This is a genomic window from Parasegetibacter sp. NRK P23, from assembly GCF_023721715.1.
GTDB lineage: Bacteria > Bacteroidota > Bacteroidia > Chitinophagales > Chitinophagaceae > Parasegetibacter.
In genome coordinates this window covers 3263259-3277915 of sequence record NZ_JAMDLG010000001.1, presented here as the reverse complement: position 1 = coordinate 3277915, position 14657 = coordinate 3263259, and the positions used below count along the sequence as shown (strand labels likewise).

Annotated in this window: 13 protein-coding genes; all 13 read right to left on the bottom strand. The window is 48.9% G+C overall.

Going from position 1 to position 14657, the window contains the following annotated elements; translation table 11 throughout:
* Position 1 precedes the first annotated feature (1 nt).
* Positions 2–3397, bottom strand: coding sequence for an ATP-binding protein (locus tag M4J38_RS13240; protein WP_251760088.1), 3396 nt, complete (start codon positions 3395–3397; stop codon positions 2–4).
* Entirely contained in the window at positions 3381–3980 is a 600-nt protein-coding gene (locus M4J38_RS13235; protein WP_251760087.1) for a DUF4194 domain-containing protein, read from the bottom strand. The genes M4J38_RS13240 and M4J38_RS13235 overlap by 17 nt, the downstream gene beginning before the upstream one ends.
* Positions 3977–5467: a DUF3375 domain-containing protein gene (locus tag M4J38_RS13230; RefSeq protein ID WP_251760086.1), complete on the bottom strand. Its 1491-nt coding sequence runs from the start codon at positions 5465–5467 to the stop codon at positions 3977–3979. The genes M4J38_RS13235 and M4J38_RS13230 overlap by 4 nt, the downstream gene beginning before the upstream one ends.
* Positions 5468–6138: 671 nt before the next feature.
* Positions 6139–6369 carry a membrane protein insertion efficiency factor YidD gene (gene yidD, locus M4J38_RS13225; protein WP_251760085.1) on the bottom strand — a complete coding sequence of 77 codons (231 nt, stop codon included), beginning with the start codon at positions 6367–6369 and terminating at the stop codon, positions 6139–6141.
* Positions 6366–6758: a ribonuclease P protein component gene (rnpA, locus tag M4J38_RS13220; protein WP_251760084.1), complete on the bottom strand. Its 393-nt coding sequence runs from the start codon at positions 6756–6758 to the stop codon at positions 6366–6368. The genes yidD and rnpA overlap by 4 nt, the downstream gene beginning before the upstream one ends.
* A 71-nt stretch (positions 6759–6829) precedes the next feature.
* Positions 6830–6985, bottom strand: a complete 156-nt coding sequence (gene rpmH, locus M4J38_RS13215; RefSeq protein WP_251760083.1) for a 50S ribosomal protein L34 — start codon at positions 6983–6985, stop codon at positions 6830–6832.
* 163 nt (positions 6986–7148) lie between these two features.
* Positions 7149–7973: a glutamate racemase gene (gene murI / locus M4J38_RS13210; RefSeq protein ID WP_251760082.1), complete on the bottom strand. Its 825-nt coding sequence runs from the start codon at positions 7971–7973 to the stop codon at positions 7149–7151.
* A 69-nt stretch (positions 7974–8042) separates the two neighbouring features.
* Complete coding sequence (locus M4J38_RS13205) at positions 8043–8549, bottom strand: OmpH family outer membrane protein (RefSeq protein ID WP_251760081.1); 507 nt, start codon at positions 8547–8549, stop codon at positions 8043–8045.
* An 88-nt stretch (positions 8550–8637) separates the two neighbouring features.
* Entirely contained in the window at positions 8638–9153 is a 516-nt protein-coding gene (locus M4J38_RS13200) for an OmpH family outer membrane protein (protein ID WP_251760080.1), read from the bottom strand.
* A gap of 24 nt (positions 9154–9177) precedes the next feature.
* Positions 9178–11901: an outer membrane protein assembly factor gene (locus tag M4J38_RS13195; RefSeq protein WP_251760079.1), complete on the bottom strand. Its 2724-nt coding sequence runs from the start codon at positions 11899–11901 to the stop codon at positions 9178–9180.
* A 65-nt stretch (positions 11902–11966) separates the two neighbouring features.
* Positions 11967–12734: an isoprenyl transferase gene (locus M4J38_RS13190; protein WP_251760078.1), complete on the bottom strand. Its 768-nt coding sequence runs from the start codon at positions 12732–12734 to the stop codon at positions 11967–11969.
* A gap of 75 nt (positions 12735–12809) precedes the next feature.
* Positions 12810–13667: a DUF6089 family protein gene (locus tag M4J38_RS13185; RefSeq protein ID WP_251760077.1), complete on the bottom strand. Its 858-nt coding sequence runs from the start codon at positions 13665–13667 to the stop codon at positions 12810–12812.
* Between the two features lie 59 nt (positions 13668–13726).
* Complete coding sequence (locus M4J38_RS13180) at positions 13727–14605, bottom strand: NAD kinase (protein ID WP_251760076.1); 879 nt, start codon at positions 14603–14605, stop codon at positions 13727–13729.
* Between the last annotated feature and the right edge of the window lie 52 nt (positions 14606–14657).

The window sequence follows — 14657 nt, the reverse complement described above, 5'->3', positions numbered from 1 at the left end:
ACTACCCCTTCAACTTACTCAACTCCATCACCGGCATATCATACAACACACTATCCCTGTTGTTTCTCCGTTGCACAAAATGCACCCGCGCAATATACGGCTCCACAATCTTTACCTCTTCCGCTTTCGCTGGCGATACCACCATGATCTGTAAATTCAACTGCTTACACAAATCCATCAGGTAACGGGCCTTGTCTTCATCCTGCCGGCTGAAAGCCTCGTCCACACATATAAAGCGGAACGAGCGCTGGTCGAGTCCTTCCTTGCTGATCCCGAACTGGTAGGCGATGGCCGAACCTAGTATGGTGTACGTAAGCTGGGCCTGTTCCCCACCCGAGAGTTTTTCGGTACCGGTATAACTTCTGTAGGTGGTATTGTCTTCTTTCAGCACCTCGCGGGCCGTGAACTTCAGCCATTGACGCACATCCGTTACTTCACGGCGCCAGGCTTCCTTTTCATCCATTTCATCGAGTAGCGATTTGATAAGGAGATAACTGCTTTCCAGGATGGTCTCGTCTTTAGAACGGTGGTATTCGGCTAAGTTCGGTTTCCAGTTGGTCAACCGGAGCCTGAAATCTTTGATGGAAGGGGAGAAATCTTCTTTCGCGTCCAGTTGAATATAGGTGTCGGGATTTTTTCTGAAATGAATGTTGCGCAGACTTTTATTCAGCGCTTCCACATTGCGGAGAATTTCATTGAGTTGTTCATCCAGCATTTCCTTGAACGAACTCATGCGGTTGATCATCTCCTCGTTCAGGTATTTTTTAAAGCGCTCCTTCTGGTCGGAAAGTTGTTCGCTTTCCAGCTTCTCTAGCAGATCGATGTATTCACCCGCGTACTCGGCGTTATCAGAAAGCCGATGGGTATCTCCGCGCCAGTCTTCAAATTGCTTGAGGAGTTTTTCGTTGGAAGGATTTTTAAACTCCCACATGTTGCGCTGCAGGGCGCTTTTTGTTTTTGTGTATTGCTCGCTGAGAGCGTCCATCTTCCGCTGAAGGGTAATGGAAACGAACTTCCTGGTCTTTTCTATCACATCAAGATCAATCTCATATTCAAGGGGAACGATGTATTCCTGCTGGAAAGCAATGAGCGCGTTTTCAATGGGCAGTCCGTCGTAATGAAGAAGCGTTTCATCGCAGGCACGAATTTCCTGTTCACGGTGCGCCATGTCTGCCTTCAATTTCTCCTCTTCCCGGATGCGTTCTTCCTGCTGCGCACGTGCTTTGGAAAGTAACTCCAGGATATTTTCCTGCTGACGTTTCAGTTCCTGTAAAGCGCCGCTTCCTTTTTCCAGTTTCTTCTTTTCTTTTTCGCGTTGCTCAATCTCACTTACCACAGCTTCCCAGTTCAGTTCCGAGAAACTTTTTACGCGCAGGATTTCTTCCAGGGAACGCAGTTGTTCTTCCATCTGCAATACCCTTCCCTTGTGCACGGCCACTTCTTTGCCCAATGCCTGGTACTGCGCTTCCAGTTCGCTCATTTCGCGGATCAGGGCGCGTATCTTGGCGCTGTTGTCCCATCCCAGTACATAGTGCTGACGGCCTTTTTTATCCTGGCGGTCATCCTTTTCGTGGCGGGAACCATTCTTTGAAAGTCCGGATGAAGTGATGGCGAAATCGGTCTTCCCGAATTCGGTCATGTTATCGGTGCAGCGGTAGTTGTAGTATTTATTGAGTTGAAGCCGTACCCATCCCGCATAAGGAGAATTGTCTTTCACGTCCAGTTTTCCGGGCACGGTATCGGCTTCGGTATGGAAGAAATCGTTGAGCGAAGTTTGTTCACGGTAACGTTCGTACACAATACGTCCTTTCAGATCAGTCTGGTTTACGAACTTGTTCACCTGCTTGTAATATTCATCGGGAACCAGTAAACGAAGCGCGAAATTGTGCAGGAGTTTTTCGATGGCGTATTCCCAGTTTTCTTCTCCCGGCAGTAATTGGATCAGTTCGCCTACAAAAGGAATTTCGTCTTCGGTTGCACCGGTGTGTTCCAGTATTTCACGGCGGATCTGGGCAACACGTCCGGTAATATTGTTTTTCTGTTCCCGCAACTCGCCGATCTCCAATTCCAGCGTATCCATTTGTAATCCCACATCGTTCTTCCGCTGCTCACACGAAAAATGCACCCTGCGCTTTTCTTCCAGCTCAAGTTGCAACTGTTCTTTTTTCTCCTGCGCTTTCAGGCGGTTCTTTTCAAATTCTTTCTCACCAGGATTTTCATCCCATCCCAAACGCGCTACCCACTGGTTGTATTTTTCCTTTCTCGCCGCTTTCTCTTTGCGTTCAGTTTCCAGTTCACGGATCTTCGCGTCCAGTTCCTGCAAACGCCTACCGGCATCGCTGCTCCTGATCTGTCCTTCAATTTCATATAGCTCGTTCTGCTGCTCTTCTATCACAGCAGAAATTTCGTTTTTACGGTTTTGGACAGCTGAAATTTGTTGTGCCAGTTCCTGCACCAGTTTCAGCAGCAATTGTTTTTGTCGGGTGCTGAACCACGCGGGTAGCACATCTTTGTGTTTCCTAAACGATAGGAGATCGCCATCGATATTTTTCAGTTGATCCCAACAATTTTTCACGGGGAGCAATAACCGAATTTGTTCCTGTGTTTTTTCAATGTTCCGGTGGGCATCGCTCAGGGTTTTGAAATGCGCCTTCAGTTTTATGAAAGCATCTTCCATATCCGTTTCTTCCAACATCTGGTTGCGTACGAACTCATCGAGGTTGCCGAGTATTTTCAGACTGATGGTTTGGTTGAAAAGGGTCTGTGCTTTCTCGGAGCGCATGCCGAATATCATACGGAGCCGGTTGCCATATTCTTTCGGTCCATCAAAAAATTCAATGGTTTCCCGGTGGCCCTGTTTGGGATAAGTTTGTTTGAGCCTTTTCTTCCAGTCGCCCTGCGCATCGAAGTAACGGAAATCCGCTTCGATCCCCAATGACTTGTGTGCCACGATAAATGCTTTTTTCAACTCAGCCCCCACGAACCACCGAACCTGTACCAGCGTAACAAAATAGTCTTCATTCTTAAACGTAGCCAGCAATACAGAACGCAACCCGGATTTATCTTCTCTCAAACGCTGTACCTTACTGGTTCCTGTGGCATGGTCCTCCGTGGTGCCGTATTCTCCAGTTACATAACTTTCCTCTGTTCTTTCGTTCTTTGTTTTGCCTTCGGCGCTCTGGTTGAAGGAACGCATTCTTTTCTCCGATGCCAGGAGGGTGAGCAGCGCGTGCACGAAAGTTGTTTTCCCGCTTCCGTTGGCGCCCGTCAGCAGCGAGTTCTCTCCATTGGGATGGATGGAATAAATTTTATCATGGAAGGTACCCCAGTTCCATATCTCCACTTTATCGAGCCGGAAACCGGCTTGTTCGGGGTTCAGACTAAACAGGCTCAGCATGGTCGTTCTCGGCTTTCAGTTGTTCAAGAAATTGGTGCAGCACATCATCATCGAAACGTGCTTTCAGGATGCGGCGTACTTCAAATGTATCTTCATCATCCACCTGTACTTCACCGCGTACTTTTTTCAGGTAACCCAGGTCTTCCACTTCATTGATGTAGCGGTTCAGTTCACGGATCAGCTTCATGCGGTTGGCTTTTTCGCGGAAGAAAGTTTCGAGTTCCGTTCTCAACCCACGCCGGGTAATGTAACAATGTTTGCTGGTGGTATCGTTCAGTTCGAATTCCTCCAGCCATTTCCGGAGGATCACACACAACAGGGTTATTTCATAACTGAGTGGTCGCCGTTGCATCAGTCCGATGGTGTTGCCTTTCTCATCCAGTTCCCATTGCTTCAGGTACGCGTACCCATCTTTGTTGTCTGCAATCAGTTCCACGCCAATCTGTTCAAAGTATTGACTCACCGCCACTTTATGCAGTTGAAGTTGGTTCCAGGCTTCTTCTTCGTCATCAAACAAGGGTCCTTTCAGCAAACGCACCACGGTCTTTGCCCATGGAGCGGGTTTTCTATCCTGCACGATCATCTCGTAAATACAATTTGTGGGGTTCTTAAATAGCGGCGCCCGGCGGCATCGTATAAAATGGGCTCGTATTGTTCTCCATCAATCATACATTTGTTGCCGTAGGAACCGGTAATGCTCACGTACGCCAGCAGTTCGGCGAGTCCTCTTTCACAACCGAAGTTTTCCACGACTTCTTTCAGACTCACCTGCGTTTTGCGTTTAAGCATGGAAGTTATATTGTCCTTTAGTTGCTGCTTATCTATAAAATCATCTTCCACCAGCTTCTGTAAGTCGGAGAGGTGTGTAAGATCGAGTTCCGCCATTTGTGGCAGCGTGGCGAAATCGTGTACCATGGGCTTTTCCCCGGGCTTTCTTTCAAGAGGAAGAAAGATCTCCGGCCTGTGATCCACGGTAATAAAGGAAACGGCGCGTTCTTCTTTTTCGGAATGCTGCAACGCCTGCTGCAATATCTGGTTGATGATGAGCTGTGTTTTTTTCCGGTTCGATCTTTCTTTTTCCACCACGATGCGGCTGAGTTTATAACCCAGGAGTTCATTCGTTTCCAATACTTTTCTTCCGGCGGAATGGAGGATCGATTTTAACCTTTTCAAAGAACGGCTTTCGTATTCAATGCCGTGTCCGTCCAGTATATCGTACATCTGTTCACACATGCGTGCGAATTGTTCCTGTTGCGTATCGTCCATCAGGAATTCCCAGAAAGCGTAGAAGCTTTTTCCCTGGTCGTTGTTCTTCAGTTCTTCGAGTGCGTCGAAGGTGAGTTTGAGCAGTTGTCCTTTGGAGAGTTGCGCATCCGCGTGCCTGCGGCTGATGTGTTTGTAGATTTCTTTGAAGTTCTCTTCCACTTCCCGGAAATCGCCCATCAGCTCACTGCTGAGTTTGGAGATATCGCTCCAGCGGCTTTTCACCTGGTAGGTCTCCAGCGTATCCGGGTCCTGTCCTTTTTTGATGGCTTTTATTTCCGCGTCAATTTCTTTTTTCTTTTTCTCCAGTTCGGCCAGGCGGAGTTTTGGATCGGAAGTACTTCTTGTAACGAGTTCCTGCACTTTATCGAAGAGGTCGAGGAACTTACTTTCTGTGGCCACGAATTCGCGGTCCTTCAATACTTCCAGCGCCTGGAACACTTTCTCTGAATGTTTGGAAAGTGTAACATAAGGCGCATGGGTCTTTTCATCGAGGTTAATGAGGATGAACCTGCTGTCTTCGCCGGCCCATTTGTTGAGGTATAAGATGGCGCGTTCCTGGTAATCCTGTCCGAGGTAATCGAGGCCTATTTCAGCGGCATCGGAATCGAGGTAATTGAGGGCTACCAGGTAATCAGCGAGGGCATACGAGAGTTCTTCCAGCGGGATGCTGATGCGGTTTTGCTCACGGAACTGCTTGTAAAGGAAGGTGATACACATGGCCGCATTGCCTGAGCGCAACAGCTTCAGGGAGAAGGATTGCTGGAGGAATTGCAGCAGTGTGTGGAAGGTGAAAAGTGGTTCCATAAAAACGGTGTAAGATACGGTTTTTTAGGGGGGTGGCACGCATAGATGCGATGCCTTTCACGCAATTGCTTTGTGCTTCGCACTTCGCAACGCACTGCTTCGTTTCACGCGAAGACGCAAAGAAGCAAGGACGCAAGGAGCGGTTAGACGTGCTGGCGGATGAAGGAAATTTTCTCGCCACGGCGCGCTGCTTCGTTCCTCGCAGACGCAACGTGGCTATTTTATGCACAGCGGCCTATATAGTGGGGGCGCTTTTCTGGTGTAAAAGTCAGGTGGAGTATTTTTCTTGCGGCGACGCGGAGGGCTAATGTATTGTGGAGTTGCGGGTTTGTTGGGAAGAGCTATTTCGGCTAAATGATTTACTGATTCAAGTTCTTTTGAAAACTAAATGTAGAAACCCATAAGTAGCAATTCAACCAGAACTACTGCACCTTATAAAAATGTCTCTATGCGACTCAAAAAGGCGGTCTTTCTGCCAGCAATTACTCAACAACAAATTAAATCAACCGCTAACGTTGCGTCGCCGCGTTGCGAGGTACGAAGCAATTGCGAGCAATAAAATATCATCAGAGAACCTGCCCGAATACAAACAACGCCTTGCGTCCTTGCTTCCTTGCGTTGCGAAGTGCGAAGCACAAAGCAATCGCGTGAAACTATGCTGTCGCGTGAAACTATGGCACCGGATCGTGCCCATGCCCGCCCCACGGATGGCACCTGCTAATCCGCTTCAGCGTTAACCAGAAACCCTTCAGCGGCCCGTATTTTTTAAACGCCTCAATCCCATATTGCGAGCAGGTAGGCGTGTACCTGCACTTAGGGCCAAGCCAGGGCGATATTACGATCTGGTACAACCGTATCAATGCCACGAACGGCCAGGATAATATTTCGCGGAAACGGTTCATGAAAGGCGTTGCTGTAGTTTGTGGAGCAGTATATTCATTTTCTCCTGCACATCGGTAAAGGTAGGAAGATCACGGCCCGTGAACTGGAAGAAAAGGTAGAGTGTAGTTTTTTGCGCGGACACCAGTTCCAGCAAAGGGTGTTTCTGCAAACGGTAGGCTTCGCGCATCAGGCGCTTGATCCTGTTGCGGTGCACCGCTTTTTTGAAGTATTTCTTTCCTGCACCAACGGCCATCAGTACGTTATTTTCTCCTTCGGCAGACGGTGTTTTTCCCAGAAGAAAATGTACCCTTATAGGTGGCGCAGACAGGTTTTTCCCCTCCCGGAAAATAGCATCCAGAACTTTCCTGCTTTTCAGCATCTCTGATCTTGAGAGGGAGAACTGTTTCATCGCAATTGGTTGCTGTAACAAAAATAGCCCCGCGTTAGGCGGGGCCAGATATTTTGAAGCCTGTTAACGGCTTATTTTGCTTTACGCTCGTCGGAAACGGTCAGTTTCTTACGGCCCTTTGCACGACGTGAAGCCAATACTTTACGGCCATTGGCAGTTTGCATACGCTTACGGAAACCGTGAACGGTTTTACGGCGACGTTTGTGCGGTTGAAATGTTCTTTTCATTTTTTTACAGTTTTGCTAACCCAATTAATATGCCTGGGGAGAACCAGGCGGTTTTTTCAACTTCCACACGGGCCACCATGCCCTGATGTGTCGTGAAAGGGACGGCAAAGGTATAAATTTTTGGAAAGATCTGAAAAAGATGTGCACATTTTTTTTCAGCGGCTCAGGATGCCGTTTCAATGTGCTGGGAATGAACTGCTTCCCCAAAAAACATGCTCGCCTTCCGGTCGAATTCTTCCGCTGAATCCGAGGTATAAAAGGTTTTTACGCCCCCTCTGCTCAGTTGCTGCTCCATCTCCGGATGGCGGTGCAGGTAATCTTTTAAGCTTTCAGCCACAATACTACCTTGGGAAATAACACGGATACCGGCTGGCAGATGCGCCTTTATTTTGGGCTCCAGCAGTGGGTAGTGCGTGCAGGCCAAAAGCAATACGTCAATTTCCGGCGCTTGTTCCTGTAAAATACCCAGGTCTTTTTTAATGAAAAAATCAGCGCCGGCACCGCCATATTCTCCGTTTTCCACGAGTGGAACCCACATGGGGCAGGCATGTTGGTGCACGTTCACACCGGGGAAGAACTTACTTATTTCCAAAGGATAAGAGCCGGAACTCACGGTTCCGTTGGTGGCAAGAATGCCTACCGCCTGGGTTTGGGTATAATTGCCAATCACTTCCGAAGTAGGCCTTATCACGCCCAGCACTCTTTTCTCCGGACCCAGTCTTTGCAGGTCCTTCTGCTGGATGGAGCGGAGCGCTTTGGCCGAGGCGGTATTGCATGCCAGGATCACCAGCGGACAACCTTGTTTGAACAGCCATTCCACGCATTCAAGTGTATAATGGTAAACCGTTTCAAACGAGCGTGTACCATAAGGCGCACGGGCATTGTCGCCCAGGTAGCAATAGTCGTATTGCGGCAGGGCTTCCACGATAGAACGCAGCACGGTTAACCCGCCATAACCAGAATCGAAAACGCCGATGGGGTGCGCCATGAGGTGATTTTGGAAAAACGAAAAGGACGCAATACCTGCGTCCTTTCAAAAGTATAAAACCCGTGGGAATTATTTAATGTTCAGTTTCTTTTTGGCCAGTGCCAGCAGGTCGTCGGCGGGTGGTCCTACCATTACTGCTTCTTTGGTAATCACGTAGGCGTAGCCACTTTCTTTAGCGATGGCCTGAACGGTTTCCATGGCTTTTTTCTGGATCGGCGCAATCAGCTCCTGTTGTTTCTGCTGGAACTTTTGTTGAGCGGTCTGGTTCTGGTTCTGAATTTTCAGATACAGTTCACCCAGTTGCTTTCTTTTAATTTCCAGCTGTGCTTTGGTATAGCTGGCGGTATCCTTGCTGGAGAGCAGGCTGTCTTTTGTGTTGAAGTCCTGCACCATTTCATTGTACTCTTCTCCGAGTGCTTCCTGGTATTCTTTGAGTGAAGAATCAGCTTTTTTGAATTCGGGCATCAGCACGATCAGCTCTTCGAGGCTTATATAACCGATCTTTGTTTGAGCCTGCAGGTTTCCCGCTGCCATCACGCCCGCAGCCACCAACAAGGTAAATACGAATTTTTTCATCTTCCTTTTTTTAATTGTTTTGTTTGGGTTCTGAAATACAAGTTGATTTTGGTTGACAATTGGTTGTAAGCCTGCAATGTTTTTTCGGTTATTTAACACCCAGCGCTTTCAGAATATCCTCGCTTTTGTCCAGCTTGGGGTCGGCAAATATAACGGTAATTCCTTCACTTTTATCCAAAATAAAGTCGTAACTCCGGTCTACCGCCAATTTCTGGATGGCGTTGTAAACTTTGTCCTGGATGGGCTTTATCAGGTCCTGTCGCTTCTTGAAAAGGTCACCTTCAAAACCGAAACGCTGGCTTTGCAGCATCCTTACTTCTTTTTCAAGGTTGAACAACTGGTCCTCCCGTTTCTTTTTCAGTTCCTCACTCAGCATCACCTGCTCCGCGTCAAAATCCCGGTACATCTTGGTGAGTGTCTGTTGTTTATCGCTGATCTCTTTTTCCCAGGCCTTGCTGATCTCGTCCAGTTGTTTCTGTGCGGTGGCGTATTCCGGCATCTTATCAAGGATGTACCTGGTATCCACGATAGCATAGCGTTGTGCATGGGCGCCGGTGATGGCGGCGATGGCAAAGGTGAGCAGCAGGAACAGCTTTTTCATCATCTGAAGGTTTTATTTGTATGAAATTTATTCCGGTTCGAAGCCGAGCATGAAGGTAAACCTTGCCGCGTCGCGGAGTCTGCCATTCGGTGTCATGCGGTCGAAGCCGATACCATAGTCGAAGCCGAGCAATCCGAACATGGGCAGGAAGAAGCGCATACCCACACCAGCCGACCTTCTCAGGCGGAACGGGTTGTACTCTTTAAAGTCGTACCATCCATTGGCTGCTTCAAAGAAAGTAAGTCCGTAGATGGTGCTGCTTGGGTTGGTACTGAACGGGAAGCGCAGTTCCATCGTGTATTTGTTGAAGATGGTAAAGAACTGCTGCGCGCTCTGCTGGTCGGGATTGACTTTGGGATCGGAACTTTCGTAAACAGGGTATCCCCTGTGTGCGATGATGTCGTAACCCAGTACACCGAAGTTGTTGGTCAAGCCGGCGTCGCCCACCTGGAAGCGTTCGAACGGAGAGAACGGCATCTTGCTGTTGTACCTTCCCATGAAGCCGTACTTGGCGGCGAACTTCAGCACAAACTGGCGGTTCTTATCCGCGCCCATGGCTTTCCCGATGGGTACGTACCATTCACCGTTGAAGCGCCATTTGTGGTATTCCACCAACTTGTAAGGGTCGGCAGATTTTTCAAGGCTCTTGTTGATGAGTGAATAGGGTGGCGTGAACTGACCGCTCAGCATAAAGTTGGAACCGCTGCGCGGGAACGTGGGCTGGTCCAGGGAATAACGCTGAAGGGTCAGCTTCAGGTTGATGTTATGCGAGGTCAGGTTGCTCTGGCCTCCGAAACCGAATACCTGGTAGTTCTTCAGTTTGTATTGTGTGTAGTTCACCGCGGTGGTCAAACTGAAATAGTCGTCGGGCCATTTCAATTGCTTACCGAGGGCTACGGTAACACCGGTGTTCTTCAGGTAAGAACTGTCGGAGCGTGCGCGGCTATACGTGTACGTGGTATAATCGAATGCGTTCGAGAATTTTGTATTGAAGAAACTGATGGTGAACGGGTTTCTTTTCTTTCCACCCAACCAGGGTTCGGTGAACGAGAAGTTGTAGGAGCGGAAGGCGCGCCCGTTGGATTGCACACGAAGACTCAGTTTCTGTCCATCCCCCGTTGGCAGCGGATCCCATGATTTTTTATTGAAGATGTTCTTCACGGAGAAGTTGTTGAACGACACCCCGAGTGTACCGGTCAAACCGATACCACCACCCCAGCCTGCCGAAAGTTCGAGCTGGTCGGAAGATTTTTCTTCTACGGTATAGTTGATGTCCACTGTACCATCATCCTGGTTGGGGATGGGTACGATGCCGATATTCTCCTGGTTGAAGTAGCCGAGGTTGGCGATCTCACGGTTGGAACGGATAAGGTCGGCACGACTGAATTTTTCGCCGGGCACGGTCCTGATCTCCCTGCGGATCACGTATTCTTTTGTTTTATCGTTCCCCGAGATGCGCACGTTCTTGATAGTGGCCTGCGGACCTTCACGCATCATAATCTCGAAATCGATGGTATCGTTGTAAACGGCGGTCTCCACAGGATCCACACTAAAGAACAGGTAACCATCATCCATATAAAGACCACTGATGTCGCCACCTTCCGGAGACATTTGTTTACCCAGTTTCTTTTCCAGCGTTTCCAGGTTGTACACGTCTCCCTTCTTGATGCCGAGCAGGTAGTTCAGCAGGGAATCGCTGTATTTGGTATTGCCTTTCCAGGTGATGTTCCCGAAATAATATTTGTGTCCTTCGTTTACTTTGATGTCGATGTTCAGGTTGCCGTTTCCACCATTATAGATAGAATCTTTTTCGATGGAGGCATCGCGGAAACCGAGTGAGTTGTAGAAGGTAACCACTTTTTCCTTGTCTTCGCGGTACTTCTGTTCATTGAACTTCGCGGAGCTGAACAGTTTGAAACGGAACCAGGGGTCGAGGAATTCTTTTGTTTTGGAAAGGGAGAGGTATCCTTTGTTGTTGAGGTATTGGTTCACATCGGGACGATCGTTCACACCGAAAGTGCTGGAGTCGATTACGGGATACAGCGTGATGCGGGTCATTTCTTTGGTGCCCTTCATCTGCTTTTTGATCTTCAGGTCGGAAGCGTTGTCGTTTCCATAAATAGCCACCTGGTTCACTTTCACCTTTCTGCCTTTGTCGATGGTGATCACCACATCATTGGCGTTGTTCATTCCCGCAACAGGTGTTTCATCGATATCGATGGTCACGTTCTGGAAACCTTTCTCCTTATAATATTTACGGATATTCTCTTCTGCCGTGCGTTTCATGTTCTCGGTAATGGGTCTTCCCTTTACCATACCTGTTTTTTCCTTCAGCTCATCCGATTCAGATTTCTTAATGCCTTTGAATATATAATTGTTAAGGCCCGGCCTTTCGGTAACGGCCAGTTCAATATATATCCTGTTTCCAACTACTTTGGTAATATAAATGCGGATGTTGGCGAAAAGGTTTTGTTTCCAGATGTTCTGAATGGCCTTGCTGAAGGCGTCACCTCCGGGAATCAGGATCTTGTCGCCCACATTGATGCCGGCGATGGAAATAACCAGTGAGTTATCGTAACGTTTGTTTCCCGTAACCACCACTTCAGCAACGGTATATTCCTGGGGGTTCCTGGAGTTGAACAAATCGGGCACTTCCTGTGTAGTAGTATCGGTAACCTGCGCGAACAGCGCCGGGGAGGATAGGAGAGAAAAAACAAAAAGCAGGGCAGCCAGCTTAGATTTCCGTTGCATCAAAATATCGATATTAAGAGGAGCAAATTAAAGGGAATAATTAAAACTCTTTGTTAAAAGGCCATTTACAGGGCATTTGTGTCGGCGGTTTCGGCTTTTACCTGGTCGCCCGTCTTTCCGAAGCGTCTTTCCCGTTGCTGGAAATCGAGGATGGCCTCATAGAGGTTTTCCTTTCTGAAATCGGGCCAGCGCACCTGAGTAAAATATAATTCAGCATAAGCGAGTTGATAAAGCAGGAAATTACTGATCCTGTATTCACCGCTGGTGCGGATCATGAGTTCAGGATCGGGGAACGCACTGGTACACAGTTTGTTCTGTATGGTATCGTGGGTGATGGTGTCGGGATCGAGGCCATTGTTTTTTACTTCCGTGGCGATGGCTTTTACCGCATTCAATAGTTCCCACCTGCTGCTGTAGCTGAGTGCCATAATGAGGTTCAGTCCTGTATTGGCGGCGGTCATCTGAAGGGCTTCCTGGAGTTCCTGCCGGGCGTATTCCGGCAGCATGCTCATGTCGCCGATCACGTGCAATTTAATGTTGTTGCGGTTGAGTGTTTCCACTTCTTTCCGGATGGTATCCACCAGCAGTTCCATGAGGCCGGTCACTTCGTACTCGGGACGGTCCCAGTTTTCGGTGGAAAAAGCGTACAGGGTAAGGTAACCTATGCCCAGTTCAGCGCAGCCTTCCACGATGTTCCGCACACTTTCCACGCCATGAAAATGGCCATAGAGGCGGTCCTGCCCTTTTTCTTTGGCCCAGCGCCCGTTGCCATCCATGATGATGGCGATATGGCTGGGCAGCCGGTCTTTGTTGATTTTTTCCTTCAGCGACATATTCGCGTCAAATTTTAACCAGCCTGGAAGAAGTCCGGGCATGGGCGGCGACAAAGATAGGGAATAGCATCGCTACTACCTAACCGGCGGGCAGCGATAGGAAGTGAGGTTGAAGGAAAGCGTGAACTGCGCGGTGATGTACTGGTCCTTCTGCTTGCTCTGCCCGCGCTGACGGCCCGCAACACCAATAGGATCGCCTTTCTCATAGCTTCTGTCCTGGAGGAGGAAAGCCGGACTGGGGTCGCCGTTGGGCAGGTTCGGGAAAGCGTCGGCACCAGCATAAGTGGTGCTTACGTCATCGAGGTAATCGGTATTCGTAAAACGGTGCACTACTTCAAAGCCAACGTTAATACCGGGTGTAAGGTTGTATTTCACGCCCACCCCAAAAGGTATGGCCACCGCCATGGAGCTGTACGCTTTTCTTTCGGGGTAAAGTGCGCTGCCCTGCCCTTCGGTACCCAGTTGACGAAGAAAATATTTTTCACCGCCGAGGTACGCGTAAGGATCATAATTAAAAATGCCCACACCCAAGGTTACATAGGGCGTGAATGCATGGTCGGGGTCACCCGGAACGAATTTATAAAAGTTGAAATCGCCTTGCAGGGCGAGTTCCCAGATGCGGGAGTTGAAGCTGAGGTTGCGGCGCTGTTGGTATTCATTGGAGCTGTACACATCCGAATAGCCCACCTGCGCGAACTGGCCCCCTACTCTCAGACCTATATAATTGCCGAATTGTTTGCGGAAGAAAGCGCCAAAAGCGAGTTTGGGCCTGTTCAAACCGGCGCGGGTATTGAGGTCGCCAAAATAATGGGCCGCCCCAAGTGTTACCCCGAATTCCCCTTCCTGTACGATGGCTTCCGATTGAGCCTGCACGGTTCCCAAGCCGGTTAAAAGGGCGAAAGCCGCAGCCGTGGTAATTTTTTTCAGATTCATGTGCGCACGAATGTGTTAGTGGTTAACGTAAATACCGGCTTTTTAGGATAGAGGATCTGTTAATTTCTTTTATCAAGGCCCCAGGAAAGTTTGGTTCTGAGGGTCTGAAGGAAATTATTTTCATTGAGGCGTACCAAACTTATGGTAAAGTTCTCCTTTTTTACGGCAAGTTGTATGTCTTTTTCAACAATTTCTCTCCTCGAGTCCAGGGCGCAGATGATCTGGTCGCTGCGGCTCTCTACTTCAAAACTGATGACCGTGTTATCCGGCACCACAATGGGCCGCACATTCAGGTTGTGTGGCGCAACGGGTGTGATCACGAAACTACCTGAATCCGGGAACACCACGGGGCCGTTGCAACTGAGGGAATACCCTGTGGATCCGGTGGGCGTGGCCAGGATCAGCCCGTCGGCATAATAGCTGTTCAGGAATTCTCCATTGAGGTAGGTATGGATCTTTATCATCGAAGCGATGTCCCGCTTGTGGATGGAAAACTCGTTCAGTCCATAAGGCAGCCCATCAAATAAGGGGATATTGGAATCGAGGTGGATCAGCACTCTTTTATCCAGCACATAAGTGCGGTTTACAAGTGCGGAAACGGCGCTGGTCAGGTTTTCCTTGCCTATGCTGGCCAGGAAGCCCAGCCTTCCGAAGTTGATACCCATTACGGGGATATTCTTGTTGCGCACGAGGGTTACCGTATCCAGTAAAGTACCATCGCCGCCCAGGCTGATGATACAATCTATTTCTTCCCCCAGTTCGGCCGATTCGGAGAAGGTTTTCCAGCCGGGGAGCAGTTCCATGGATTGGCTGATCTGCTGGTAGAAAGGCGCGTAAAAAACGGGGTCTATTTGCTGGGCAACCAGTTCGTCGATCAGGAGCTGTACTTCCTGGTACAGGTCCCACTCCAATTTCCGGCTGTAAATAGCAACTTTCATCCGTATCTTTTTTGGTGATGCCCGGCACTCCGGTACAATAAGGCGGCAAAAT